The sequence below is a fragment of the Devosia lucknowensis genome (genome assembly GCF_900177655.1).
GTDB classification, from domain to species: Bacteria; Pseudomonadota; Alphaproteobacteria; order Rhizobiales; family Devosiaceae; genus Devosia; species Devosia lucknowensis.
In genome coordinates, this window is record NZ_FXWK01000002.1 from 632,745 (window position 1) to 658,475 (window position 25,731).

The following is a 25,731-nucleotide window of genomic DNA, read 5'->3' on the forward strand; positions in this document are numbered from 1 at the left end:
CATGAAATTCACCCTCGACTGGCTCAAGGAGCACCTCGACACATCCGCTTCGGTCGATGAGATCGGCAAGGCGCTGACCATGATCGGTCTCGAAGTCGAAGGCATCGAGTCGCAGGGTAAGGCGCTGGAAAAGTTCGTGGTTGCCCATGTGGTCTCGGCGACGCCGCATCCCAATTCAGACCATCTCAATGTCTGCAAGGTCGACGCCGGTACCGGCGAGATGATCGATGTGGTCTGTGGCGCTCCCAACTGCCGGACCGGGTTGAAATCGGTGTTCGCGTTCCCCGGCACCTATATTCCGGGCAAGGATTTCGAGCTCAAGGCCGGGGTCGTCATTCGCGGCACGCCCTCAAATGGCATGCTCTGCTCGGCGGCCGAACTGGAACTTTCCGAAGACCATGACGGCATCATCGAACTGCCTGCGGATGCGCCGGTGGGCGAAAAATATGTCGATTATGCCGGGATAAACGGCGTCGTTTTCGATATCTCAATCACCCCGAATCGCGGCGATGCGACCGGCGTCTATGGCGTCGCGCGTGACCTTGCAGCGTTTGGTCTCGGCACCCTGAAGACGACAGATTTTTCATCGGTACCGTCAGTCGGCCCGAGCCCGATCGCGCCGCTGCCGCAGCAGTTCGCGGCCGGTGAGCCCAAGGCAGTGCGCAAGTTTGCCGGACGCTATCTCCGCGGCATCAAGAACGGTCCGTCCCCCGATTGGCTGCAGACGCGTCTGCGCGCCGTGGGCCTGCGTCCGATCAATACCGTCGTCGACATCACCAATCTCGTCTCGCTCGGCTGGGGCCGGCCGCTGCATGCCTATGACGCCGACAAGGTCGAAGGCACGATCCATCTCCGCAATGCGCGCGGCGAAAGCTTCGACGCGCTCGACAACAAGATCTATACGCTCGACGAAACCATGACCGTCATAGCGGACGACAGAGGTCCGCTCTGCCTCGGTGGCATTATGGGCGGCATCCGCACGGGCGTGACCGACGAGACGACCAATGTGTTCATGGAATGCGCGAGCTGGGATCCCGATCTCATCGCCCAGACCGGTCGCAAGACCGGCATCGTCTCGGATGCCCGCTATCGGCTGGAGCGCAATGTCGACCCTGCGCTGACCGAACCAGGCATGGAGCTGGCCACACGCCTCGTGTTGGAATTGTGTGGCGGCGAGGCGATGGAGCCGGCCATTTCGGGCGAGGACGTGTTCCCTAATACCGTCGTCGAATTCCCGCTCTCGGAGGTCAAGCGCCTGACCGGCCTGACTGTCGAAGCTGCCGAAATCGCAACCATCCTCTCCCGCCTCGGCTTCGTGGTCGACGGCAGCGGCGAGGTCCGTAGCGTCAAGGTGCCGAGCTGGCGCCCCGACGTGACGCAGAAGGCCGACCTCGTTGAGGAAGTGATGCGCATGGTCGGCGTCGACAACGTTCCAGTCGAGCCGCTGGTACGGCTCAACCATGTTGCCCCGCAGATGCTGACGACGATCCAGAACCGCCGGCGCATCGTTCGTCGGGCGCTGGCGGCGCGCGGCCTTGACGAGGCGGTGACCTGGAGCTTCATCTCCAATGCCGACGCCACCCGCTTCGGCGGCGGCACGGAAGACCGCCAGCTGGCCAATGCCATCGCCTCCGACATGACCGACATGCGTCCCTCGCTCCTGCCGGGTCTGCTGGCCGGTTCGCGCCGCAACGCCAATCGCGGCTTTGACGATGTGGCCCTGTTCGAAGTGGGGCAGATCTTCCTCTCCGACAAGCCAGAGGGCCAGCACACCTATGCGTCGGGCGTCCGCACCGGCACGGCAGGAATAGAGGGCGCCGGCCGCCATTGGTCGAGCAAGGCAGATGCGGTCTCGGTATGGGATGCAAAGGCAGATATCGCAGCGGCGCTGGACGCGCTGGGGGTCGATATCGACAAGGTACAGGTCCTGCCAGAGGCCGCTGCCTGGAGCCATCCCGGGCGTGGTGGGCGCATCGCACTGGGCCCCAAGGTGACGCTGGGCTGGTTTGGCGAGTTGCATCCGGCACTGGCCGCCGAGCTCGACATTGAGGGACCTGTCGCGGCCTTCGAAATCGACCTCGACGCGCTGCCCGAGCCCCGCAAGAAGGCCACCAAGACAAAGCCGGCCATTTCCCTCTCACCCCTGCAGCCAGTTTCGCGCGACTTCGCCTTCATCATGGATCGCGCGGTCTCTGCCGCCTCCATCCTCAAGGCCGCCCGCGGCGCCGACAAGACGCTGATTGCCGACGTCGGTATTTTCGACGTGTTCGAGGGTGCTCATGTTGGAGAGGGCAAGAAGAGTGTCGCCATCGAGGTGACGTTGCAGCCCAAGGACAAGACGCTGACCGACGAGGAGATCGAAAAGATCTCGGCAGCCGTGGTCGCGGCAGTCACCAAGACCACGGGCGGCGAGCTGCGGAAATAAGGCACGCCTTCTGTCCTTCGTCATTGCCGGGCTTGTCCCGGCAATCCATCTCGCCCCAGGCATGGACCACCGGGACAAGCCCGGTGGTGACGCTGTACTGTTAGCGGTATGAGCCGCCCTTCGGAGACCAAAAGTGTCCCGCACCGACGCCATTCTTGCCCGGCTTTCGCAGCTGCACCCCAAGCTGATCGACCTCAGCCTCGATCGAATGCTTCCGCTGCTCGACAAATTTGGCAATCCGCAGGATCGGCTGCCGCCGACCATCCATGTCGCGGGCACCAATGCGAAGGGTTCCACCATTGCTTACCTGCGCGCCTTCCTGGAGGCGGCCGGCAAGAGGGTTCACGTCTACAATTCGCCCCATCTTGTGCGCTTCAACGAGCGCATTCGTCTGGCAGGCACGCTGGTCGACACGCCCCGGCTCGACGCGGCGCTGGAAGAAACAGAGGCGGTCAATGACGGCGCCGGCATCACCTTCTTCGAGGTGACGACGGTCACGGCATTCAAGCTCTTTGCGGACACGCCAGCGGATTACCTTCTGCTCGAAACCGGCATGGGCGGCACCTACGACACGACAAACGTCGTCAAGCAGCCGCTGGGCACGATCATCACACCGGTTGACTACGATCATCAGGGTTTTCTGGGCAACACGCTGGCCGAAATCGCGTCCAACAAGGCCGGGATCCTGAAGCGCGGTTCAAAGGCCGTCATGGGGCTGCAACGCGATGAGGCGCGCGCCGTGCTCGACCGCGCCGCGCGACGGCTGGGTATCGCGCCGCTCTGGCAGGGCGAGGACTTCCATGGCTCGGACGAGGACGGACGCCTGGTGTTCCAGGACAGCGACGGCCTTCTCGACCTGCCGCCGCCCGCCCTTCCAGGCCCGCATCAGTTTGACAATGCCGCGCTCGCCATCGCTGCATCGCGGCATTTCGGCCTGCCGGTGGATGAGCCGAGCTTCGCCGACGGCCTTCGTCGCGTCAGTTGGCCGGCCCGCATGCAACCGATCCGCGAGGGGACGCTGCGCGCCCTGCTGCCCGAAAGCCATGAACTCTGGCTCGATGGCGGCCACAACCCCCATGGCGCGGCGGCCCTGGCACGCACCATCGCGTCGATGCAGCCGAAGCCACTGGTTCTGATCATGGGCATGATGAACACGCGTGCCCCGGAAGATTTCCTGGCGCCGTTCCGCGACCTCCATCCGACGCAGATCCTTGCCCTCACCATTCCGGGTGAACAGAACGCCCACAATGCCGAAGAGATTGCGGTGCGCGCCCGTGCCATGGGATTGCCGGCCAAGGCCACAACATCGATCGAGACGGCGCTGGAAACGGCGTCCGGCATAGCCAATGCCCGCGTCCTGATCTGTGGTTCGCTTTATCTGGCGGGCGATGTTCTGGCGAGGAACGGGACCGTGCCGGACTAGGCCCTGTTCCGCACACCACCACGGCGCCGTGCTCGGGCTCAACCCGAGGACCACTCGCAACATCTCCGGCTCGGCGACAGGCCCTCGGATCAAGTCCGAGCGCGGCTCCGCGGAGTTGAGAGTGAGCCTGTCTAGTACTTCGCCTGATCACTGCCGCAGAACGCGTCTACCGGGCTCTTGCCCTCGAAGGGCTTGCGGCCCATCAGGCATTCGACCACGGCCGCCTGCATGTCCTCGTTGGAGCCATAGGCGTTGACATAGGTGGGCACCCGCGGCGCGTCGTGCAGGTAATAGGGATAGCCCAGCGACACTATTAGGGTCGGCACATCGTGCCAGTAGCGCTTCATGGCGCCAAAGACCGAGCCGGTCAGCGCCTTCCAGTTGAGGAAGATGCGCTGACGGGTCAGCAAGGTTTCTTCGGCCAGAAGGTAAAGGACGAGATCGTAGTCCTTCGCGCTTACATCGAGATCGGCAGTGTATTCGGTGATCTCAAAACCTTCCTGACGGAGCAGGTCAGGCAGCGACAAGGGCAGCGGCACAGGCGCAAAGGGCTGGATGGCCCCGGTCGAGAAGATCAGCACGCGCTTGTGGCGGGAGGGGGAGAGCGGCAGGAGATTGGCGACGTCCTTGACAAGGGTTGGGACGCGCGCAGTGACCGAGGCGGATGTCAGCTTGCTTTCGGACCGGGCCATGATGACTTCGGCCGTCATCTGCACCGGTTCGGGCCGATCGGCCTTGTGAAGACCGAGCGCGGCCTTGAGGGCGAGCACGCGCGTGACGGCTTCGTCGACGCGGTCCTGGCTGAGACGGCCGTCGGCGACGGCCTTGACCAGATACATGAGGTCGGCGGTCGGATCGTCCGAGAAGAGGATGACATCGCAACCCGACACGATGGTCTGCGGCACCGTATCCTCGCGGCGCCCCCAATCACCGAAGCCGGCCATGGGCGTAGCATCGGAAACGATGAGGCCGTTGAAACCCAGCCTCTCGCGCAGCAGCGTCTGGTTGAGGACAGCACTCTGGGTGGCCGGTCTATAGGCCTCCGCGCCGGCATCGGGATCGAGTTCGCGGACGAAGGCCGGGAAGGCAATGTGGGCCGACATGACGCTCATGACGCCGGCATCGATGGCCGAGCGATAGAGCCGGCCGAATGTCTTTTCCCATTCGGCAAGCGTCAGCGGGTTTACGGTGGTCACCAGGTGCTGGTCACGGTCGTCATAGCCCTCGCCGGGCCAGTGCTTGACCGTGGCGGCAACACCATGGGTCTGGAAAGCACGAATCTGCGCCAGCGCATGCCGTTCGATCCGCTCGACGTCATCGCCATAGGAACGCGTGCCGACAATGGCGCTCTGGAACGCCTTGTTGATGTCTATGACCGGTGTAAAGCTCCAGTTGAGCCCGACTGCGCGCGCTTCCTGAGCCATCAGCGTGGAAATGGCTGTGGTCGCCTCGACATCGTCGACCGCTGCAAGGCCCAGCGGGTTGGGCACTTCGGTGCCGAAAGGCAGGCTCATGCGGCTGCCTTCGAGGTCGGCGCTGACCGTCATCGGTACAGGGCCGACCGTGTCGATCTGACGCATCAGGGCAATTTCTGCCGCCAGGTCTGGGGTGTAGATGCGGGTTATGCCGCCCGGCTTGAAACTGCGGATGGCGTCCATAGCGTCTTCCGGCGCCTCGCGCGACAGCAGCACGAATAGTTGGGCCAGCTTGTCGCGCGGCGTGAGCTTGTCGCGCGTTTCATGCACCCAGGCCACCGCATCGTCATCGAGATTGAAAGGGGCGGCAGAAAGATCGATGGCAGCCAAGGACGGGCTCCCCACAGTGTTCTCGTTATCGTTGCCCTGGCATAGCAGACCGCTTGGCCGCCAACCAGAATGAACACCGCCGAAATGCTTCGGCGGTGTGGCAAAACTGAGGATGATCCCAGGTCGTCAGGCGGCGTGCTGTTCGAGCCACTTGATCAGTTGCACGCGGCTCTGGCCGGCGCCGACCTTGAGATCGACCGGTTGCCCGTTCTTGAAGATGATGAGCGTAGGCATGGCGCGGACGTTATATTGAACCGTAATGCCGGGATTGGCGTCGACATCGAGTTTGACGATCTTGACGCTGTCGGAGAGCTCATCGGCCAAGGCTTCGATCGTGGGCGACATCGCCTTGCAGGGCGGGCACCACTCGGCCCAGAAATCCACCAGCACGGGCTTGTCGGCGCCCAGCACCTCATCGGCAAAATTCGCGTCCGTCACGTTGAGCGCCACAGCATCCTCCATCGGCATCAGGCGATGAAGTTAGGCCGAGTCGCGGGCGGGTGGAAAGAGATGGATTTGCCCCGGAGCACGCATGGAAAACAAAAACACCGCCGCAGAGCTCCGGCGGTGTTGGTAACCTCGAAGATGTGCAACAGGCTCAGGCAGCGTGGCCTTCGAGCCACTTGGTGAGACCCGCCTTGGGCGTACCGGCACCGATCTTCATGTCGGCAGCGGCGCCACCCTTGAACAGGATCATCGTCGGGATCGAGCGCACGCCGTACTGGGCGGCAATGCCCGGGTTCTCATCGACGTTGAGCTTGACGATCTTCACCTTGCCCTGGAGTTCGGTGGAGAGTTCGTCGAGCACCGGCGCGATCGCGCGGCACGGGCCACACCACTCGGCCCAGAAATCTACCAGGACGGGTTCGTTGGAATTGAGAACTTCCTGGCCGAACGTGGCTTCGGAAACGGCTTTGGTCATGGTTTTCATGCCTTTTTTGACTGTTGCGCCGATGTAAGGCCCCTCGGCCTCAGGCATACGGCACGACCGAAAATTCCAGAATCCGCTGCGAGCCGAAGCGCGCAGGGAAAACGGCGGTTTCTTTGCTCCCAAAGCTGGTGAGAGTCCAGCCTCGCGACAAGTCCGATCACCGCAGGGTGAAATCCGAACGCGCTGCCTCGAGCAGATCGTCCGGCAGAATCATCAATGATTCCAACTCTGTCCAGAGAATCGCGGCCCTTACGGACCGCCCCGGGAAAAGCTGGTGTGCAACCAGTGCATATAATCCAAGCTGGGTCAGGTAGTTCCGCGCCACCGCTTCGGGCGCTGCCGGTACCGCTGCGTCGGATTTGTAGTCGACCACCAGCACACCTGAGTCGTCAACCACGACCCTGTCCATGCGCCCGCTGACCCAAACCAGTTCCTGCTGCTGCTTGAGAGGAACCCGGAAACCGAGTTCGGCCCGGCTGCCGGTGTCGAAAAGCGCGGTCAGTTCGGGCCGCGACAGGATGGATATGGCCTTGGTAGCGAGGCGACCATGGAGGTCGGCATGCTCTGGCAGCAGCGCCTCAAGCGCCCTTGGGGCCACGCGCTCCCAGTCCTCGCGCGGTACGCGGCCCAGATGCTGCAGCAGAGCATGAAGAGCGATGCCCTCACGACGCGCCGAATCGGCGTCGCGCACGGCTTCAGCGCGGGTCTGCAGGGCCGGCGGCCGCGCCGCGCCCTTGCCTGCGTGGGAGGGATTTACGAACTTTGGCCGTTGCGGTGCAACCACGCCACCGAATGCCCAGTCGTCACGCTCGACGGTCCGTGCGGCCGGCTCCGGCAGAAACCGGGACGCGGTAAGCGCGGGATAGACGAGGCCGACTTCCGCGCCTTCCGCATTGACCAGCGGCTGCGCGGCATCACGCAGTCCGGCTTCTATGGCCTCATACCATGTCGACGCCAGCTGGGTTTCCGGCTTTTGGCCAGCGCCGAGCGGGCCGGTGACATAGAGCTCGTCCTCGGCCCGGGTCATGGCTACGTAGAGGCGTCGCCAGTATTCCTCGGCGAGCACGGCGTCGATGCCCTGGCGCAACTGAGCTGTCGCCTGGACGTGCTGGCTCTTCGAGGCAGCATGGATCAGCAACGGGCCGACTGGCTCCTCGATGGCATAGACCGCCTTCCCGGTCTGGCGTCCGGACGGCTTGGCGGTGGCATCGGCGAGAATGACGATGGGCGCCTCGAGACCCTTGGCGCCGTGGACCGTCATGACGCGGACGCCACCGCCGGTCTCGGCCAGTTCGCGCTTGATGGTGACGGCCCGGCGGCGCATCTCCGCGGCAAAACCCTGGAGCGACGGCTGCGGGCGATTTTCGTGATCGAGCGCCAGGTCCAGCAGTTCGGACAGCACCTCGTCGACTTCAAGCCCGAGCCGGGCATGAAACCGCTGCAGACCGCCGGACGCATAGAGCACGCCTGCCAAAAACTCGAACGGGCGCTCCATATCGAGCTCGGACCGCCAGCGGCCCAGTTTCGTGGCCGCATCATGGGCAACGGGGATGGATGACGCGAACAGGGCCGACCACAGGGATTGCCCGCGCGCGCGCGGCTGGGCGAGCGCGTAAAGGTCGTCTTCGCCCAATTCGAAAAGCGGAGAGCGCAACAGCGCCGCCAATTGCAGATCATCGGCGGGGTTGAGCAGCACGTCGATGAGCGCCAGCAGATCGAGCACCGCGATATGGCCGGTCACGGCCAGCCGGTCTGCGCCCGGCGTCGGCAGCCCTTCGCTGCGCAAAGCGCGAATGATCTCCTGGAAAAGCGGACCGCGTTTCTGGACGAGGATCAACACGTCATCGGCGCGTACCGCGCGATTGCGCTCGCCCAGGACGCGGCCCTCACTGACCCAGCCGCGAATTTCACGGGCGATGCGCAGCGCCACCTGACGATTGGCGCTCTGCTCGGCTTCCACCACGGTGACCGGCCAGGCGGAGATGTCACGCTCCACCTTTTCTTCCTGCACCGGAGTCCATAGGTTTACCGAACCGCCCGGATGCACGCGGGCGGGCTGGTGGATAACTTTGTCCTCGGCCAGCAGGGCCTTCTGGATATCGGGACGGTCACAAACGCGATCCACAGCGTCGAGAATGCCCTTGAGCGTGCGGAAACTGGTGTGGAGGCGCACATTCTCGAACGGCTTTTCGGCTTGAGCGGCCTTGCGCGCCATTTCCCGGCCGGTCACACCGAACAGCACGGGCTGCGCACCCTGGAACGAATAGATGGACTGCTTCTGATCGCCCACGGCAAAGACCGATCGTGGCCGCGACACGGCGCCGGCCCCGCTGAAGAATTCTTCGGCAAGGGCATTCACCACACGCCACTGCTGGGCGTTGGTGTCCTGACTCTCGTCAACCAGGATATGGTCGATGCCGGCATCGAGCTTGTACTGCACCCAGGGACCAAGCGAGCGATCGGCGAGGAGGTTACCGAGCTTTTCGATGAGGTCGTCGAAATCGAGCAGGGCATGGCGACGCTTCTCATCGTCATAGTGCCGGACGATTGCCGCCACCACGTCGAGCAAAGCCTCGCTGCGCGCCACCAGCATGGCGCCAGCCAGCTGCGCCTCGAGCGCGAAGATGCGATCGCGTTCCTCTTCGAGTAATGGCTGAAGTTCCACCCGCGCCTTGCGCTGTTCGGCATTGAGAAGGTTGGCACGCGGTCGCTTCTCGCCATCTTTTTCGGTGAGAAACAGATCGCAGAGCTGGTCGGCCGTCAGCCGGTCCGGATTGAGTCGGGCGACAAGATCTATGAAACGCGCGCCCTTCGTCCTTGCAGGATCGGCATCGAAACTCGAGACGATGTCTTCCCACACCGCACGGGTCAGCGCCGTCTGCTCGACAATGGCGGTTGTTATGTCGGCCTGGTCACCGGGCGCCCCGACAAGCCTGCGCAACCGGGCCTTGGCGGCGGACAGGTCGGAGAGAACGGACTTGAGACGCGCACCCTCGCTCAGCGCAGCGGTGATGGCATCGGAAATGGCGTGATCGCTGAGGAGGCCGAAGAGAATTTCGACTGCCCCGGCGTTCTCACCGCCGCGCAGTCCCTCGGCGAGCACGCTCTCGCGCGCCATCAACAGCATGTTAGCCTGCCGATCCTCCTCGATGACGGCGAAATCGAAGGGAACCCCGGCCTCAATGGGAAAACGGTGCAGCACCGCCTCGCAGAAGGCATGGATGGTGAGGATGCGCAGGCCGCCGGGCGTTTCGAGCGCGCGGGCGAAGAGAATGCGTGCCGCGTCGAGCTGCGCAGGCAGGGGATCGCGTCCGGTCAGCGCTCGCAGCTTATCGCGCAGGACTTCTGCCTCGTCGACTGCCCATTCCGCCAGTCGAGCACCCACGCGCTTGCGCATCTCTGCGGCAGCGGCCTTGGTATATGTGAGGCAGAGGATGGATTGCGGCTTCACCCCCGAAAGCAGCAGGCGCAACACCCGGTTGGTCAGAACGAAAGTCTTGCCCGAGCCGGCATTGGCTTCCACCCAGATCGAGTAATCCGGATCGCTGGCCCGGGCCTGGCTGGCGCTGGTGTCGGAGGGTGGCAGAACGGGACCGCGATCGCTCATGCCTCGTCTTCTCCGTCGACCGCGGTCCATTCCGCGGTGCGGGCCAGGTGGTCGTAGGCACCGGCAAAGCGCTGTCCCTTGATGGGAAGGAGGCGCGATGGCATCGGGGTATCGCGCAAGAGGAAATGTTCGATCTGGCGCTGCATGCGAAGCCAGACCTCGTCGGCGAGTTCCATGACGCTCATGCCCTCGGGCAGCACGAAACCGCTGGGCTTGAAGGCCTCGGGACCGAGGCCGATCTTGACATAGGTGAGAGCGCTGGTTTGTGCCGGCGCCATCGCCTTGAACCCGCCATTGTGCGCGATCAGTGCCTCGACCGGCAATTGCGGCGCCTCGAAACCGCGCATCGCGCCCGAGCTGGGCGGCGAGCCGGTCTTGAAGTCGAGGATTTCAAGCGTTCCATCGCGCAGGACATCGGCGCGGTCGGCACTGCCGGTGATCCTGAAGGGCTCCGCGAGCTTGAGGGGCCATTCGCCACGGACTTCGGCGTGCCGCTCGCGAACCGTGTGGGCTCGACCTTTTTCGAAGTCGAGAAACTGGCCGGCAGCGGTGGCAAAGCGCCGCAACCAGATGTCGCGGCGCTCGCCGATGGCGTCGAGCCCGGCGAATTCTTCGGACGCAATCTGCATCAGCCGGTCAAAGGCGAGCGGATCCGCGGGGTCGATGCCCTCCTCGACGAAGCGCGCGAAAATGGCGTGGATGATGGTACCGCGCTCACGGGCGTCGGGGTCTTCGCCAAGCGTATCGAGGGGCCGGAGGCGCAGCACATGCTTGGCGTAAAGATCATAGGGCGAGCGCATCAGCGTCTCGATCTCGGTCACTGAGAGCTGGCGCGGCCGGACCGCGGCTGGCGGATTGGGTTGCGGCCGAATGGCGGGGGAGACCTGGGCGACGGCGTCGATCCCCCGCGCCTGGTCGATCCATATGGCGCCACGCTGGCGAAGCATTTCTGCAGCTGGGGCGCCGATGAATGCGTCGAGGCGCTGCAAGAGGCGCGAGGGCAGGGACGGGCTGGCGCCGACACGATCGGCATAGCAGAGGATGACCTCGGCATTTCCCAGCGCCTGGGCGAAGTCATGCGCGGCAAGACCATGCTGCCGCTCGGGCGGCTCAAGGCCGGCGGCGAGGCGCATGCCACGGCTCAGCCAGGGTCCAGGGTCGGCAGTACCCGGCCACTTGTCCTCATTGAGAGCGCCCAGGATCAGGATATCCGGGCTCATGAGGCGGGCTTCGAGCTGACCCCAGATGGCGATATCGGTGCGGCGGTCTTCGGGGATGCGGTGGCGCACTTCGACGCCAGCCATCAATGCCGACAACACATCCTCAAGACCATGGGGCGCAAAGCGGTGCCCCTTGCCTGATAGCGCGGCCACGCTGTCGATCCAGGCCAGGAATTCCTCGCGGCCGGGCAAGGGCGCATCGGGACTGATGGCGAGCACTGCCGACCCAAGCGCCGCAGCAAGCGCGGAGGCCGGCAGCTCCTTTTCCGACGTCAGCGACACGAGCGGCGCCGTCGCCAGTTCGAGGCGGTCCAGAAGGTCAGCCATGACGACAGCGTCGTCGGGCGAGATGGGCCTGCGCCGCTCGTCCGCGTCGCTGGCCATGCGCGCTGCCAGAAGCGCGCGCAGGCCCGCAAAACCAGGGCTGGGTCGCTGGCCTCGAAGCAGCAGCAGATCGATCCGGTTCACGGTTTCCGCCAACGCGACGCGGTCGGTGCCCAGTGTGGTGGCGCGATTGCGCAGCAGCGCCATGAGGTCGACCGGGGTCACCCTGTTGACCACAAGGGCCAGAACCTGCCGGGCCAGGCGTCCGGCCGAAGACAGAAACAGGGGCGTGCCTGCGGCATCGTCAACCACGATATCAAAGCGCCGCAGTTCGGCGGCGATCCTGCGGGCCAGATTGCGGTCCGGCGTGATGATGCCAACGCTCTTGCCTGCTTCCAGCGCCGCGCGGCCGGCCAGCGCCATGGCGCGCGCTTCCTCGTCTTCGTTGCGGGCGCGGACGACGGAAACGCCGTGAAGCGCCTCGGCCAGCGACGCGTCGTCGAAGCGCTGGTCGGACCAGAGCGCGGTAGCCGCGGTGGGTGCCAATGCCAGGTTCACCAGCGGCGTCCGCAGGTGCTCGGCATGGCAAAGTTCGGTCACCTCACCAGCGCTGGATCCGAAGCGGCGCAGCAGATGGGCGAGGCCATACTGGGGATGGCCATGCGGATTGGTCGCGGGATCGAGCAGCGCCTCGTGCATCGCCGGGGTCATGGCCATGTCGAGACCGGGCAGCACAACGGCGCCGCGAGGCAGACCTGCGATGGTGTGCAGCAGCCGCGCCGTAGCAGGGATCGAGCCGGTGGAGCCAGCCGCGATCACTGGCCGATGATCGTAGAGAAATCCGGCGGCATTGGCCTGTCGATCGAGCCGCAGCCGGCGCAGGTAAGCCCGATCGGCGCGCTTTGCGTCCTCGAGCCAGGCTGGCCATGCCTCGAGCGCGATATTGAGAAACCTCAGCGTCTGCTGCCAGTAGTCGCCCAGTTCGAGAGCCATATCGGCGCCTAGAGACGCGATGGCCGCCGGACTGCGCTCCTCGATCGCGAGGTCGTCGATCAGCACGCCCAGCGACTCGGCCATGGAGAAAATCTCGGCGGCCGTCGGTGGCGTCGAAAAGGCCTCGCGACCTTCCACCGTATGCGCCCAGGCGGCAACCAGGCTGGAGAGCTGCAACCGGCGCTCGAGGCTGCCAGCCAATTGCGGCAAGGGTCCGGTATCGAAAGGCGGGAGAAACGGCTCCTCGTCGTCGACCTCGCCACCAAAGGTCCGCAGGTCAGGCAGGAGGCCCCGGAAATCGCGATGGGCCGCGAATGCCTCGGCCAGACTGTCCTGCGCGCGTCGCGTCGGCAGGATGATGGTCACGTCAGACAACCAGAACGGCCCCGACTGGTCCCATCCACCCAGCAGGCGTCCGTCCATCACCGCGTCAACGAGACAGGGCAGGAATGGCGTGTGCGGGGCGATGGAGAAGAGGCTCATGCCGGGCGAGCCCCCTGGGCTGCGGCGAGGGCTTTTTCCGTCTCAGCCAGGGCTTCTGGATCGCCGACATGGAACCACGGGGCATCCAGGACTATGCCCTTGAGGCTTTCCCGCTCCAAGGCTGTCTCGAACAGACGATTGAGGGAAAAAGTACCATCGGGGGTATCGGCAAACACCGTTTTGCCGATCAGCGCTACCCCGGCATAGATCACCGGCGCTCCGTAATCGAGCGTGATGCGTCCCATTGGATCGAAACAGAAATCGTGGCTGCGGCCGAAACCGGTTGCCCGGTGCGGCTGCACGCAAAGCAGTACGATGTCTTCGGGAGCAGCATAACGCGCGATCATGCGCTCAAGCGGCGCATCGGTGCCCTCGGGCCAGAACGCGTCCGTGTTCATGACGAAGAAAGGGTCGGAATGCAGCATCGGCAGTGCGGCCTTGACGCCACCGCCGGTGCCCAGCAGCTCAGCTTCCCTGTTGACCTTCAAGAGGCCGCCGAAATGGGCCAGAAGCTGGTCGGCACGATAGTGCGCATTGGCAACGAAGCGCTTGGCGCCCTCGGCACGCCCATTGGCCATGATGCGCTCGATCAGCGGAATGCCTGCGACCGGCACGAGGGGCTTGGGCAGGGTGTCCGTGAGCGGCCGCAGCCGCGTTCCGAGGCCGGCGGCGAGCAACATGACGTCGGGGAATCGGGCTGACTTTTCCATGCCCGGATAGAACAGTTGCGGTGCGGACCTGTCCAGTCCGCAACGCGTCAGTGCTTATTCGGCGTGGGCTGCCGCGGCTGGCGGATCCACGTCGTCGTCGCCCTCGGCGGCAACCGCTGCGTCGCGCAGGCTGGCCTGAGCGGTGATGGCCTTGGTGCTGCTGACGGTGATCGCGTCATTGGGCGGCGCATTGGTCAGGATGGCCGCGAGCGAACCGATGGTCGAGCGCAGGTTGTGGCGATGCACGACCATGTCGACCATGCCGTGGCTGTAGAGATATTCCGAGCGCTGGAAGCCCTTGGGCAGCTTTTCGCGGATGGTCTGCTCGATCACGCGCTGGCCGGCAAAGCCGATCAAGGCGCCCGGCTCGGCCAGGTGGACGTCGCCGATCATGGCATAGGACGCTGTGACGCCGCCCGTGGTCGGGTTGGTCAGCACCACGAAGAAGGGCAGGCCGGCTTCGCGCAAGCGGAGCACGGCAACCGTGGTGCGGGGCATCTGCATGAGGCCGAGAACGCCTTCCTGCATGCGCGCGCCGCCGGAGGCCACGAACAGCACAAACGGCGTCTTGAGACGCACTGCGGTCTCGAGGCCGGTGATGATCCCCTGCCCCGCAGCCATGCCGAGCGATCCGGCCAGGAAATCGAAATCCTGCACGGCCACCGTCACGGCACGCTCATAGAGCTTGCCTGTCGCCACCAGAACGGCATCGTCGTAGCCGGTCTTGGCGCGGTTTTCCTTGAGCTGGTCGACATAGCGCTTCTGGGCGCGGAATTTTAGCGGATCCTGTGGAGCGGAAGGCACCGGGACGATGTCGTATTTGCCATCGTCGAGGAAGGTCGCGAGACGATCCACCGGCTTGATCTTCATATGGTAGCCCGAATTGGGCACGACCCACTGGTTCGCTTCGAGATCGCGATAGAACACCATCTCGCCCGATTCCGGATCCTTCACCCAAAGGTTTTCCGGCGTTTCCCGCTTGGGATTGAGAATGGAGCGGATCTTGGGGCGGACGAAATTGTCGATCCAGTTCATGGCGCGGCCTTTCGCGTGGAACCTGTTGCGGTTCCCGTAGTCATCAATTGTGGCAATTCTTATCAGGGGATGGACGCGAGGGCAAAGAGGCGCCCCCACAATCCACACTCCCAGTGAGCGTCACCATCCGGCTAGAAATGGAGACCTATGCTCTTGCCCGCTTTACGCCCGCCGCCAGATCGGCCACGAGGTCACGGACTGCTCCGACCGTCTTTTCCGTCGCCTTTCCATCGACCAGCGACTTGGCAACGGCATCGACCAGGACGGTGCCCACGACCACGCCATCGGAGTGCTTGCCGATTTCGGCGGCGTCCTCGGCGGTCTTGATACCAAAGCCAACGGCAACGGGAAGGCTCGTGTGGCTCTTGATGCGTTCGACGGCCTCGCCCACAGCGGCACGCGACTTGATCGCCGCCCCGGTCACCCCGGTCATGGAAACGTAGTAGACGAAGCCCGACGTGTTTTCGAGCACAACGGGCAGGCGCCGATCATCGGTGGTCGGGGTGGTGAGGCGAATGAAATTGAGGCCCGCCTTGAGCGCGGGAATGCAGAGTTCGTCATCCTCCTCCGCCGGCAGGTCGACGATGATGAGGCCATCGACACCCGCCTGCCTGGCGGCCGCGATGAAGCGCTCGACGCCGAAGGAATAGATCGGATTGTAGTAACCCATGATGACGATGGGCGTGGCATCATCCTTGCGGCGGAACTCCTCGACCATGCCGAGAACGCCGAGAAGTGTCTGGCCTTGCGCCAGCGCACGCTGGGCCGCCATCTGGATGACGACGCCGTCGGCCATCGGGTCGGAGAAGGGCAGGCCAAGCTCGATCACGTCGGCGCCTGCCTGCGGGAGCGCATTGAGAATGGCCTGGCTGGTGGCGAGGTCCGGATCGCCACCCATGACATAGGTGACGAGGGCAGGCCGGTTGTCGGCTTTGCAGGCCGCGAAGCGGGCGTCGATACGCGAAGTCATTATTTCAGCAGCCCCAGATATTTGCCGACGCTTTCCACGTCCTTGTCGCCGCGCCCCGAGAGGCACAGCACGACCGACTGATCCTTGCTCATGGTTGGCGCGAGCTTGATGACCTGCGCCAGGCCATGCGCCGATTCCAGCGCCGGAATGATGCCCTCGGTGCGGGTCAGCAGCTGGAAGGCGTCGAGCGCTTCCTGGTCGGTGATCGGCACATAGGTGACGCGCTTGGTGTCGTGCAGCCAGGAATGCTCGGGGCCGACGCCGGGATAGTCGAGGCCCGCCGAGATCGAGTGACCCTCCAGAATCTGACCGTCGGCATCCTGGAGCAGATAGGTGCGGTTGCCATGCAGCACGCCGGGACGGCCGCCGGTCATCGAGGCGGCATGGCCGTTTTCCACGTCGATGCCGTGGCCGCCGGCCTCGGCGCCGTAGATCGCCACTTCAGGGTCGTCGAGAAAGGCGTGGAAGGTGCCGATGGCATTGGAGCCACCGCCGACACAGGCAACGACGGCGTCGGGCAGCTTGCCCTCGGCCTCGTGGAACTGCGCCTTGAGTTCGGTGCCGATGACCGACTGGAAGTCGCGCACCATTTCCGGATAGGGATGCGGGCCGGCCGCCGTGCCGATCAGGTAGTAGGTCGAATCGACATTGGTGACCCAGTCGCGCAGGGCCTCGTTCATGGCGTCCTTGAGCGTACCGGCGCCGGCCGTCACCGGCCGCACTTCGGCACCCAGCATCTTCATGCGCAGCACATTGGGCATCTGCCGCTCGACATCGGTCGCGCCCATGAAGATGGTGCAGGGCAAGTCGAACTTGGCACATACAGTGGCCGTGGCCACGCCATGCTGGCCGGCGCCGGTTTCGGCGATGACGCGGGTCTTGCCCATGCGCTTGGCGAGCAGGATCTGCCCAAGGCAATTGTTGATCTTGTGCGAGCCGGTGTGGTTGAGCTCCTCGCGCTTGAGCCAGACCTTCGCACCACCCAGATGCCCGGTCAGCCGCTCGGCGAAATACAGCGGGCTCGGACGGCCGGTATAGTGGACGGCGAGGTCCTCGAGCTCAGCCTTGTAGGCCGGATCATCCTTGGCGGCGCGGTATTCGCGCTCGAGATCGAGGATGAGAGGCATCAGGGTTTCGGCGACGAACCGGCCGCCATAGATGCCGAAACGCCCATGCTCATCGGGGCCGTTGCGCAGGGAATTGGTGTTTTGCATGCTCAATCCGAAATCCTCCCACGAAGTCCGGGAGGACCCCTGGCCTATGATTTGACCGTCAGACAGCGGCTCTGGCGTTGCGGATGAACGCCTCGATCAGCCGCTTGTCCTTGACGCCGGGCGCCCGTTCCACGCCTGAGGACACATCCACACCCAAGGGCTTCACGCGGTTTATGGCCTCGGCGACGTTGTCGGGCGTCAGGCCCCCGGAAAGCATGAAGGGCAGGGATGGGTCAAGGGCATCGAGCAGCGACCAGTCGAAGCTTTCACCCAATCCGCCGGGCCGGTCGGCCCCCTTCGGAGGCTTGGCATCGAGCAGCACCCGGTCGGCTACTTCGCTGAACTCGGCCACCCTGGCGACGTCCTCTGCCCCGCCGATCGGCAGGGCTTTCATGATTTCGACCCCGGCCTCGGCACGGATGGCTTCGACCCGGTGGGGCGTTTCAGGCCCGTGCAGCTGGATCCAGTCCGGCCCGAGCGCCGCGACTTCGGCAACGCAGCTGTTGTCCGGGTTGACCAAGACTACGCAGCTTTCGATGCGGCCGCGCGCAGCCGATATCAGGCCACCAAGGTCATCGATGGAAACATGTCGCGGGGAGCGCTGGAAATGCATGAAGCCCACCATGTCGGCGCCTGCCGCAATGGCGACGTCGAGCATGTCATAGGTCTTGATGCCGCAGATTTTGACGATCAAGGGATCGGCCATAGTCAGTTTGGGCTCAACGGAACGGGGAGAATGAGGCTAGCTGCACTGCGCCGTCCACTATCGCAGTTCGAGCAGATCATCGACTTCGGCCTGCTGGCCCGAGCCGGCCTGGCTGCTGCGCCGCTGGCTTTCGAGCTCATGGGACAGCACCTGGGCTTCACGACGCCAATGGCGTTCGCTGCGGCGATGCGCTCCCTGCGCGAACCAGCTCGCGACACCACCGAGCAGCACGCCGACCAGCAGCACGACATAGAGAACCACGAAGAGCGGGATGCCGTATCCGGCAGTATCACCCTCAACGGGTTGAACGAATGGATTGACGTTGATGCTGACCAGCTGCCGATTGGCCAGGGCGAAGGCGATCAAAAGCGCGCAAAGCGGCACCAGAACCAGCCAGCCGACGATTTTGTTGACCATGCACTTGTCCAATGAGGCCCTGGCGGCCCCGGTCCCTATGCTGTCGGCGCGGATCAGGAGCGGTTGAGGCGCTCGCGGATTTCCTTGCCGGCCTTGAATTGCGGCACATATTTTTCACCGACATCGACCTGTTCGCCGGTGCGCGGGTTGCGGCCAACACGGGCCGGGCGATTCTTGACTGAGAACGCCCCGAAGCCACGCAGTTCCACCCGGTCGCCCCGCGCCATGGCATCCCCGATCTCATCGAGGATCGCATTGACGATATTCTCGATGTCCCGCTGGAACAGGTGCGGGTTTTCCGCGGCGAGCTTCTCGACGAGTTCGGACTTGATCATCAAAGGCTCCGGTGTCGACCCTGGCTCATGTCAGGGCGTGCCTGCAACCTGCCAAAGCGAGACCAAACCGTCAAGCATCACAACGCTTTCGGCCGGCAGGCCGATGGCGCTGCGCATAGACGTGCCGAGGAGGTTGCCGACCCAGCCGAAGTCGTTTCCCTGAGGCGGCCACACGGTAACAATTCTCGTATCCTTGTCGACACCGCGTTCGCTCTCGAGCCAGGCCAGCGCCTCGAACTCACCACCGGTCGCATCGATGAGCCCGGTCTCGACGCCGGCCCGGCCCGTCATGATGCGTCCATCGGCCAAAGCCAGTGTTTGCGGGCGCGTCAGGCCCCTGCGTTCGGCCACGATATCGACGAACCAGGCAAAACTGTCCTCGACCAGTTCGGTGATGGACTGCCGCGGCGCGCCTTCGAGAGGCTCGTTGAAATCGGGCTCTGCCTTGAGCGGGCCGGAGGCGACCTTGTCGAGATCGACGCCGATCGTGTCGAGCAGCTTGCCGGCATTGACGTGCTGATACAGCACGCCGATGGAGCCTACGATCGAGAGCCGACGGGCGAAAATGTGATCGGTCGCGATCGCCGTCATGTAGGCGGCCGAGGCGCCGAGCTCGTCGATGGTGGAAACAACCGGCTTGGCAGCCGAGAGGCGCCGCAGGTCATCGTAGAGCTCCTCACCACCGGCCGTGGTGCCGCCTGGTGAGTTGATCGCGACGATGACGGCCTTGATCGCGTCGTCCTCGATCAGCTCGCTGATGACCTTGGACCTCGCCGCATCGGTCATGATCGTGCCCGAAACGACGATGCGCGCGATGCGATCCCCGCCCACCTGATCGGGAAGCGCGAAGCGTCCGACCAGCGCGAGGATAGCGATGACGGCTGCAACGAGCGCCAGGATGCGCCAGAGCCCGCGCGAGCGGCGGTAGCGATCGGCAGCGAGAATGTCGTGGTGCATCTGGTTGGTCACAGGTCCGGCTCCTTGGCTGATCAGGAGCTAGCCGGACCGACACCGGTTTGGCAACTCGCCTAGGTCAGCGGTTTGACCATGTAACGTGCGGCATCTTCGTAGGCGGCCAGTTTGCCGGCGAGATCGGGGCGATCCTCGCATGCAAATCCCCGCTTCTCCCAGAACCCGACCGAGCCGTTGACGGCAACGAGGCTCATCGTGGGGAAGCCCATGGCGATGGCGTGCTTGGTCAGGGCATCAACGATCTTTCCGGCCGCGCCGACGCCACGGGTCAGCGGCAGCAGGGCAAGGTCGTGGATATAGTAGGTGTCGGCCGGTTCGGGCAGCGAGCCCAGCATGGTGTCGAGCGCCGGCAGTGAGCCGGAGGTCCAGGGATGGCTCAGCACGTAGCCCGCGGGCTTTTCGGAGACTTCCAGCAGATAGCAGCCATTGCGATAGAGCGTGTATTTTTCCTCGAGCACCGGTTGGGACTCGAAGAAGCCCGGATGCACGCGGTTGGCGATGTCGGACACCGCGCCGATGTCGTAGCCGCTCATGGCGCGCCAGGCGACGTCACGAAACTGGATCATGGATCAGACTATTCCATAAGCAACGACCCGCACCGAAGGCGCGGGTCGCATGGATCTATGAAAAGACCAGACGATTACTTCTCGTCGCGGCCCTTGAGGGCAGCGCCCAGGATGTCGCCGAGCGAAGCACCCGAGTCGGACGAACCGAAGTTGGCCACGGCTTCGCGCTCTTCGGCGATTTCGAGCGCCTTGATCGAGAGCTGGATGCGGCCGGTCTTGCGGTCGTACTGGGTGACGCGCGCGTCGACCTTCTCGCCCTTGGAGAAACGCTCCGGACGCTGGTCGTTGCGGTCGCGGCTGAGGTCGGCGCGACGGATGAACGCGGTGACGTCGCTGTCGGCGATGCGCACTTCGATGCCACCGTCGTTGACTTCAACGACTTCGGTGGTGACGACTGCGTTCTTGCGCAGGCCCGAACCATCCGAAGAGCCCGTATCGGCCAGGTCGTCGGCAGCGAGCTGCTTGATACCGAGCGAGATTCGTTCCTTCTCGACGTCGACGTCGAGAACCTTGGCCTTGACCATGTCGCCACGGTTGTAGTCGTCGAGAGCGACTTCACCGGACTTCTGCCAGTCGAGGTCGGAGAGGTGAACCATGCCGTCCACATCGCCTTCGAGGCCGATGAACAGACCGAATTCGGTCTTGTTCTTGACTTCGCCTTCGATGGTGGAGCCAACCGGGTTCTTCTCGGCGAAAGCTTCCCACGGGTTCTGCAGGGTCTGCTTGAGACCGAGCGAGATGCGGCGCTTGTCCGGATCGACTTCGAGCACGACGACGTCGACTTCCTGCGAAGTCGAGACGATCTTGCCAGGATGGACGTTCTTCTTGGTCCAGCTCATTTCCGAGACGTGGATCAGGCCTTCGATGCCCGGCTCGAGCTCGACGAACGCACCGTAGTCGGTGATGTTGGTCACGCGACCAGTGAACTTGGCGTTGATCGGGTACTTCGCCTCGATGCCTTCCCACGGATCGGACTGGAGCTGCTTCATGCCCAGGCTGATGCGGTGCGACTCGTGGTTGATGCGGACGATCTGGACCTTGATGGTCTCGCCGATCGTGAGCACTTCGGACGGGTGGTTGACGCGACGCCATGCGATGTCGGTGACGTGCAGCAGGCCGTCGATGCCGCCGAGGTCAACGAACGCACCGTAGTCGGTGATGTTCTTGACCACGCCGTCGACAACCTGGCCTTCTTCGAGCTGCTGGACGATTTCCGAACGCTGCTCGGCGCGCGATTCTTCAAGGATAGCGCGACGCGAAACGACGATATTGCCGCGACGCTTGTCCATCTTGAGGATCTGGAACGGCTGCGGCACGTTCATGAGCGGAGCGATATCGCGGATCGGACGGATGTCGACCTGCGAACGCGGCAGGAAGGCCACGGCGCCTTCGAGGTCGACGGTGAAGCCACCCTTGACCTGGTTGAAGATCGTACCTTCGACGCGCTCGTTGGCGTTGTACTTCTCTTCGAGCTTGACCCAGCTCTCTTCGCGGCGAGCCTTCTCGCGCGACAGGACAGCCTCGCCGGCAGCGTTCTCGACGCGGTCGACATAGACTTCCACTTCCGAGCCGACGGTGATGGTGCCGTCGCGGCCGGCCTGGCCGAATTCCTTCAGCGGCACGCGGCCTTCAGTCTTGAGACCCACGTCGATGATCGCGAGGTCTTTTTCGATCGCTACGACGCGGCCCTTGACGACATTGCCTTCAGCGGCATCGTTGTCGACAAAGCTGTCGAGGAGCATCGATTCAAAATCGTCTTTCGTCACAGTCTGCTGTGCCAAACTTTTTCTCCATTGCGCCGGTCGTTGAGGGTTGCTGATCCTGTCTCGTCACGGGTCCGCTTCAGCAAAAGCCAAAGCCGGCGCACGGAGCACCGCTCTTCGAATAACAGGATGATCTTTGGTCCGGGCCAGCGAATGGTCCGATTGACGCGAAGGCCAGTCCCAAGGAGGAAATTAGGAGGCGTCAGCCCCCTGCCTTGAGCGCCATGACCCGATCGACAATCTCGATGGCAGCGCGGAGTGCGGCCTCTATACTCATTTGCGTAGTATCGAGCAAGTGCGCGTCTCGCGCTTTGTAGAAGCCGCCATTGGGATTGAGCATGTCGCGCGCGTCGCGCTCCTCGATCTGGTGGAACAGCGCGTAGCGATCGACGGCGACGCCGCGCGCCTCGAGCTGGCGCGCCCGCCGCTCCATGCGCGCCTTGCTGTCCGCCTGGATGAAGAGCTTCACATCCGCGTCCGGGCAGATCTTGGTGCCGATGTCGCGACCATCGAGCACGGCGCCGCGCGGCTGTAGGGCGAAGTCGCGCTGGAAATCGAACAGTGCCGTACGCACCTGGGCAATCACGGCCACCTTGGACGCAAGCACGCCCGTTTCGGCCGCCGTCAGCGCATCGAGATCGGTCAACTGCGTAGCATCAAGCGCCTGCGCCGCGGCAATGGCGGCGGCCTCGAACTCCGGCCTATCCACGGTTTCGGCCGCTGCCAGGCCCACGGCGCGATACAGCAGGCCGGTGTCGAGGTGCGGCAGGCCATAGTGACGGGCAAGGCCGGTGGCCAGAGTGCCCTTGCCCGATGCGGCTGGTCCGTCGACGGCGATGATCATGGCGCCTCTCGTGTGATGGTTCGTCATGGCGATAGCGGGCCGGACGGATTGGGGCAAGGGGCCGCACCTGCCGTGCAGCAGGCTCGCGTGGCGGAAGGAGAAGCCCTTGGACGCATTTTGCGTTTGACAGGGCCGGGCTTTGCCCATAACCGGACTGACCGAAGCGGGCGCTCGCGGCACATTGCGCCCCACAATTCCCTTTTCGAGAAGGCATGAGACATGGCCAACGAACGCGGTACCAAGCGGACCGATCCCGATACCGGCAAGAAGTTCTACGACCTCAACATGGACCCGATCGTCTCGCCCTATACCGGCAAGAGCTATCCGCGGTCCTTCTTCGAGCAGCTTACCGGTAAGGCCAGCCCCGCCACGGCGCGCAAGCTGGATGACGAGGACGAGCAGGAAGAAGAAGACGAGATCGAGGAAACCGCAGGTCCTGAGATCGTCAGCCTCGAGGAGGCCGACGCCGAAGAGAGCGGCGACGAGGTTCCCGATGACGTCGAGGATGTCGAGGTCGACGAAGAGCTTGGCGAGGACGAAGATGACGTCTTCCTCGAGGAAGACGAAGACGAGGACGACAGTCTCGGCTTTGACGTCGGCGACGACGAAGATCGTTGATTTGACTTGAGTTTTCCTGCCGGGGGCGGTTTTTCCCCGGCGGGACAAAAAAGTGTCATTTAGGCACTTGCGCCCGGCGAAATCATCCAATAGGTTCCGCCTCGCTTCGGACGGGCACCGTCCCCGACGAACCCAAAACACCATGCAAGGATGGCGTTTCGCACCTTGTCCGGATGGGGCCATAGCTCAGCTGGGAGAGCGCTTGCATGGCATGCAAGAGGTCAGCGGTTCGATCCCGCTTGGCTCCACCAAATCCTTCCGAACCTTCCCGAGACTGCGTCAATTCGGCAATCATTCGAGATTGTGCGGGCGACTGCCTTTGCCTAGTTGATCGGGCATGACCATTCATCCTGCCCGCAGTACTGATCTCGCCATCGATCCCGACATTCTCGGCCGCTGGTCTTCGCGCTCCTTTACCGGGGAAGCGCTGCCCATATCGGATCTGATGATCATGATCGAGGCGGCCCGCTGGGCGCCTTCCGCCTTCAATGCCCAGCCCTGGCATTTCATCCATGCGCGGCGCGGCTCGCCATCCTGGGACGGTCTGGTCGCGCTCATCAATCCGTTCAACCGCAGTTGGGCCCAGCATGCTGCGGCGCTGATTTTCGTGGCCTCGAAGACCACGCGCACCACCTCGACCGGAACCGTTCTGGCCAGCCGGTCGCACTCATTCGACGCCGGTGCGGCCTGGGCGCTGCTCGCAATGCAGGCGACTAAAATGGGCTGGGCCGTGCACCCGATGCAGGGTTTCGACCAGGAGCAGGCGCCTCAAGTGCTCGGATTACCGGATGGATGGAAGCTCGAAATCGCCATTGCCGTGGGTCGGCGCGGCGATGGGACGGGCCTTTCCGAGGATCTCAAGGCCCGCGAAAAGCCGAGCCAGCGCAAGCCGATCACCGACATATCGAGCGAAGGTCGCTTCCCTCCTGCCCTGATTTGACACCCGCTCCTGATCTGACAAGGTCGTCAGACCTCAGGAATCACCCGTGTCCCGCAAACCTCTTGTCATCACCACTGCCCAGGCCCGCGCCATCTGGATGCGGGCGCAGCGTCTCGATGAGGCTCAGCCCTTCGGTGCCGGGCCGGCGGCAGCACAGGCGGCGATCGAGCAATTGGGCTATGTGCAGATCGACACGATCAACGTGATCGAGCGCTGCCACCACCATATTCTGTTTTCGCGCATTCCCGGCTACCGGCGCGCGGATCTTGCCGCATTGCAATCGGCCGAGAAGTCGATCTTCGAATACTGGACGCATGCGCTGAGCTACGTCCCGACCTCAGATCTCAACCTGTTCATGCCGGCGATGAGAGCCTACCGCGACCAACCCAGCGCCTGGTTCGGCTCGGTGACGAAGGCGGAGGTCAGCGCCATGGTCAAGCGGCTCAAAGCCGACGGGCCGCTGTCGATCCGCGATATCGACGATGACGAACTCGTGGACAAGACCCATCCGTGGGCGAGCCGGAAGCCGTCCAAGCGCGTGCTGCAGCTGATGTTCTACCAGGGCCTTGTCGCCATTTCGGCGCGCGAGGGCATGGTCAAGACCTATGACTTGATCGAGCGTCACTTCGGCTGGGACAAGGCCCCACGACCCGCCACCGAACGGCAGGTGACGGCCTACCTGCTCGAGCGGGCGCTGCGATCCCAGGGCGTGGTCAGCATGGATTCCATCTGCCATCTCAACGCCCCGGCCAAGAAGGCCGTGGCCGAGCTGATCGCGGCACGGGTCAAGGCTCGCAAGCTCGTGCCTGTGACGATCGAAGGCGCCGAAAAGGTGCCGCACTGGACGACGCCCGCGGCGCTGGACCAGACCGCGGCGACGCCAGCCAACCGCGTCCATATCCTGTCCCCCTTCGATCCGCTGATCATCCAGCGCAAGCGTCTGAAGCTGATGTTCGGCTACGACCACATCTTTGAAGCCTACGTTCCGGCGGCCAAACGCCGATACGGCTATTTCGCCCTGCCCGTGCTGGTCGACGACCGCGTCGTCGCCGCGGCGGACTTGAAGACCGACCGGCAGGCCGGAAAGTTGCTGGTGCAGAAATGGATCTGGCTCGATGAGCCAGGCGCCGAGGCGAAGGCGGCCATCGATGTCGAACTGGGGCGGTTCGAGAGGTTTCAGCTTCAAGCCGAGGCTTAGTCAATCTCTGCTGTCTCCCCAGCCACGGTTCCGCCCTCGGGCCTGACCCGAGGGCCACTCGCCCTTGCTGTGGCTTGGGAAAGTGGGCCTTGGATCAAGTCCGAGGACGGCACCGGGTGTTTATGGATCCCAGTGTCACGCCCCACCGAATCCATACACCCGCCGCCATTCGCGCTGAGCGCTCACGGCCTTCTCGCCAAAATCGCTCCGCCGGAGCGAATTTACCTCCGGC

The 25,731-nt window shown here is 64.0% G+C and carries 21 protein-coding genes and 1 tRNA gene; 6 read left to right on the plus strand and 16 right to left on the minus strand.

From position 1 onward, the window contains the following. Position 1 precedes the first annotated feature (1 nt). The gene (gene pheT, locus CCK88_RS15435) at positions 2-2,425 is read left to right on the plus strand and encodes a phenylalanine--tRNA ligase subunit beta (protein WP_086471470.1); all 2,424 of its coding nucleotides are present in this window, start codon (positions 2-4) and stop codon (positions 2,423-2,425) included. A 133-nt stretch (positions 2,426-2,558) separates the two neighbouring features. Next, positions 2,559-3,848, plus strand: coding sequence for a bifunctional folylpolyglutamate synthase/dihydrofolate synthase (locus CCK88_RS15440; RefSeq protein WP_210189956.1), 1,290 nt, complete (start codon positions 2,559-2,561; stop codon positions 3,846-3,848). A 131-nt stretch (positions 3,849-3,979) separates the two neighbouring features. Here the strand turns inward: CCK88_RS15440 and CCK88_RS15445 are convergent, their stop codons facing one another. The 16 genes from CCK88_RS15445 to CCK88_RS15520 all read right to left on the minus strand — a co-directional run bounded on the left by CCK88_RS15445 (position 3,980) and on the right by CCK88_RS15520 (position 22,743). Next, entirely contained in the window at positions 3,980-5,653 is a 1,674-nt protein-coding gene (locus tag CCK88_RS15445; RefSeq protein ID WP_210189957.1) for a glycoside hydrolase family 3 protein, read from the minus strand. 126 nt (positions 5,654-5,779) lie between these two features. Continuing rightward, positions 5,780-6,103 (minus strand): thioredoxin, encoded by a 324-nt coding sequence (gene trxA / locus CCK88_RS15450; protein ID WP_086471998.1) that lies wholly within the window; start codon positions 6,101-6,103, stop codon positions 5,780-5,782. Positions 6,104-6,251: 148 nt separating this feature from the next. Next, the gene (trxA, locus tag CCK88_RS15455) at positions 6,252-6,575 is read right to left on the minus strand and encodes a thioredoxin (protein ID WP_086471999.1); all 324 of its coding nucleotides are present in this window, start codon (positions 6,573-6,575) and stop codon (positions 6,252-6,254) included. A gap of 166 nt (positions 6,576-6,741) precedes the next feature. Beyond that, entirely contained in the window at positions 6,742-10,191 is a 3,450-nt protein-coding gene (gene addA / locus CCK88_RS15460) for a double-strand break repair helicase AddA (RefSeq protein WP_170926520.1), read from the minus strand. After that, the gene (addB, locus tag CCK88_RS15465) at positions 10,188-13,211 is read right to left on the minus strand and encodes a double-strand break repair protein AddB (protein ID WP_086471473.1); all 3,024 of its coding nucleotides are present in this window, start codon (positions 13,209-13,211) and stop codon (positions 10,188-10,190) included. The genes addA and addB overlap by 4 nt, the downstream gene beginning before the upstream one ends. Then, the gene (locus tag CCK88_RS15470; RefSeq protein ID WP_086471474.1) at positions 13,208-13,921 is read right to left on the minus strand and encodes a nucleotidyltransferase family protein; all 714 of its coding nucleotides are present in this window, start codon (positions 13,919-13,921) and stop codon (positions 13,208-13,210) included. Before CCK88_RS15470 ends, addB begins: the two co-directional genes overlap by 4 nt. Before the next feature lie 54 nt (positions 13,922-13,975). Next, positions 13,976-14,956, minus strand: a complete 981-nt coding sequence (locus CCK88_RS15475) for an acetyl-CoA carboxylase carboxyltransferase subunit beta (protein WP_086471475.1) — start codon at positions 14,954-14,956, stop codon at positions 13,976-13,978. A gap of 145 nt (positions 14,957-15,101) precedes the next feature. Next, positions 15,102-15,926: a tryptophan synthase subunit alpha gene (gene trpA / locus CCK88_RS15480; protein WP_086471476.1), complete on the minus strand. Its 825-nt coding sequence runs from the start codon at positions 15,924-15,926 to the stop codon at positions 15,102-15,104. Continuing rightward, complete coding sequence (gene trpB / locus CCK88_RS15485) at positions 15,926-17,140, minus strand: tryptophan synthase subunit beta (protein ID WP_086471477.1); 1,215 nt, start codon at positions 17,138-17,140, stop codon at positions 15,926-15,928. Before trpB ends, trpA begins: the two co-directional genes overlap by 1 nt. A 58-nt stretch (positions 17,141-17,198) precedes the next feature. Further along, positions 17,199-17,846, minus strand: a complete 648-nt coding sequence (locus CCK88_RS15490) for a phosphoribosylanthranilate isomerase (RefSeq protein WP_086471478.1) — start codon at positions 17,844-17,846, stop codon at positions 17,199-17,201. 57 nt (positions 17,847-17,903) lie between these two features. Beyond that, positions 17,904-18,263: a lipopolysaccharide assembly protein LapA domain-containing protein gene (locus CCK88_RS15495; protein WP_086471479.1), complete on the minus strand. Its 360-nt coding sequence runs from the start codon at positions 18,261-18,263 to the stop codon at positions 17,904-17,906. A gap of 53 nt (positions 18,264-18,316) precedes the next feature. Further along, complete coding sequence (locus CCK88_RS15500) at positions 18,317-18,598, minus strand: integration host factor subunit beta (protein ID WP_035099264.1); 282 nt, start codon at positions 18,596-18,598, stop codon at positions 18,317-18,319. Positions 18,599-18,628: 30 nt separating this feature from the next. Continuing rightward, positions 18,629-19,567 (minus strand): signal peptide peptidase SppA, encoded by a 939-nt coding sequence (gene sppA, locus CCK88_RS15505; RefSeq protein ID WP_086471480.1) that lies wholly within the window; start codon positions 19,565-19,567, stop codon positions 18,629-18,631. Positions 19,568-19,626: 59 nt separating this feature from the next. Then, positions 19,627-20,136 carry a GNAT family N-acetyltransferase gene (locus tag CCK88_RS15510; protein WP_086471481.1) on the minus strand — a complete coding sequence of 170 codons (510 nt, stop codon included), beginning with the start codon at positions 20,134-20,136 and terminating at the stop codon, positions 19,627-19,629. A 74-nt stretch (positions 20,137-20,210) separates the two neighbouring features. Beyond that, on the minus strand, positions 20,211-21,956 hold the full coding sequence (gene rpsA, locus CCK88_RS15515) for a 30S ribosomal protein S1 (RefSeq protein WP_280173835.1): 1,746 nt from the start codon (positions 21,954-21,956) through the stop codon (positions 20,211-20,213). A 145-nt stretch (positions 21,957-22,101) separates the two neighbouring features. Next, a complete protein-coding gene (locus tag CCK88_RS15520; RefSeq protein ID WP_086471483.1) occupies positions 22,102-22,743 on the minus strand; it encodes a (d)CMP kinase in 642 nt (213 codons plus the stop codon). A gap of 219 nt (positions 22,744-22,962) precedes the next feature. Here CCK88_RS15520 and CCK88_RS15525 point away from each other — a divergent pair, with 219 nt between their 5' ends. The 4 genes from CCK88_RS15525 (at position 22,963) to CCK88_RS15540 (ending at position 25,499) form a co-directional block, all read left to right on the plus strand. Next, complete coding sequence (locus CCK88_RS15525) at positions 22,963-23,361, plus strand: TIGR02300 family protein (protein WP_086471484.1); 399 nt, start codon at positions 22,963-22,965, stop codon at positions 23,359-23,361. Between the two features lie 175 nt (positions 23,362-23,536). Next, positions 23,537-23,612 (plus strand) — tRNA-Ala (locus tag CCK88_RS15530). An 86-nt stretch (positions 23,613-23,698) separates the two neighbouring features. Continuing rightward, positions 23,699-24,301, plus strand: coding sequence for a nitroreductase family protein (locus CCK88_RS15535; protein ID WP_086471485.1), 603 nt, complete (start codon positions 23,699-23,701; stop codon positions 24,299-24,301). Positions 24,302-24,347: 46 nt separating this feature from the next. After that, on the plus strand, positions 24,348-25,499 hold the full coding sequence (locus tag CCK88_RS15540) for a winged helix-turn-helix domain-containing protein (protein WP_086471486.1): 1,152 nt from the start codon (positions 24,348-24,350) through the stop codon (positions 25,497-25,499). The last annotated feature ends 232 nt before the right edge of the window (positions 25,500-25,731 follow it).

Bases quoted from the DNA above. Each gene is read 5' to 3' on its own strand.
- pheT (WP_086471470.1), top strand. From the start codon at position 2: ATGAAATTCACCCTCGACTGGCTCAAGGAGCACCTCGACACATCCGCT.
- trxA (WP_086471999.1), bottom strand. From the start codon at position 6,575: ATGACCAAAGCCGTTTCCGAAGCCACGTTCGGCCAGGAAGTTCTCAAT.
- addA (WP_170926520.1), bottom strand. From the start codon at position 10,191: ATGAGCGATCGCGGTCCCGTTCTGCCACCCTCCGACACCAGCGCCAGC.
- addB (WP_086471473.1), bottom strand. From the start codon at position 13,211: ATGAGCCTCTTCTCCATCGCCCCGCACACGCCATTCCTGCCCTGTCTC.
- CCK88_RS15470 (WP_086471474.1), bottom strand. From the start codon at position 13,921: ATGGAAAAGTCAGCCCGATTCCCCGACGTCATGTTGCTCGCCGCCGGC.
- CCK88_RS15475 (WP_086471475.1), bottom strand. From the start codon at position 14,956: ATGAACTGGATCGACAATTTCGTCCGCCCCAAGATCCGCTCCATTCTC.
- trpA (WP_086471476.1), bottom strand. From the start codon at position 15,926: ATGACTTCGCGTATCGACGCCCGCTTCGCGGCCTGCAAAGCCGACAAC.
- trpB (WP_086471477.1), bottom strand. From the start codon at position 17,140: ATGCAAAACACCAATTCCCTGCGCAACGGCCCCGATGAGCATGGGCGT.
- CCK88_RS15490 (WP_086471478.1), bottom strand. From the start codon at position 17,846: ATGGCCGATCCCTTGATCGTCAAAATCTGCGGCATCAAGACCTATGAC.
- CCK88_RS15495 (WP_086471479.1), bottom strand. From the start codon at position 18,263: ATGGTCAACAAAATCGTCGGCTGGCTGGTTCTGGTGCCGCTTTGCGCG.
- CCK88_RS15500 (WP_035099264.1), bottom strand. From the start codon at position 18,598: ATGATCAAGTCCGAACTCGTCGAGAAGCTCGCCGCGGAAAACCCGCAC.
- CCK88_RS15510 (WP_086471481.1), bottom strand. From the start codon at position 20,136: ATGATCCAGTTTCGTGACGTCGCCTGGCGCGCCATGAGCGGCTACGAC.
- CCK88_RS15520 (WP_086471483.1), bottom strand. From the start codon at position 22,743: ATGATCATCGCCGTCGACGGACCAGCCGCATCGGGCAAGGGCACTCTG.
- CCK88_RS15525 (WP_086471484.1), top strand. From the start codon at position 22,963: ATGGCCAACGAACGCGGTACCAAGCGGACCGATCCCGATACCGGCAAG.
- CCK88_RS15535 (WP_086471485.1), top strand. From the start codon at position 23,699: ATGACCATTCATCCTGCCCGCAGTACTGATCTCGCCATCGATCCCGAC.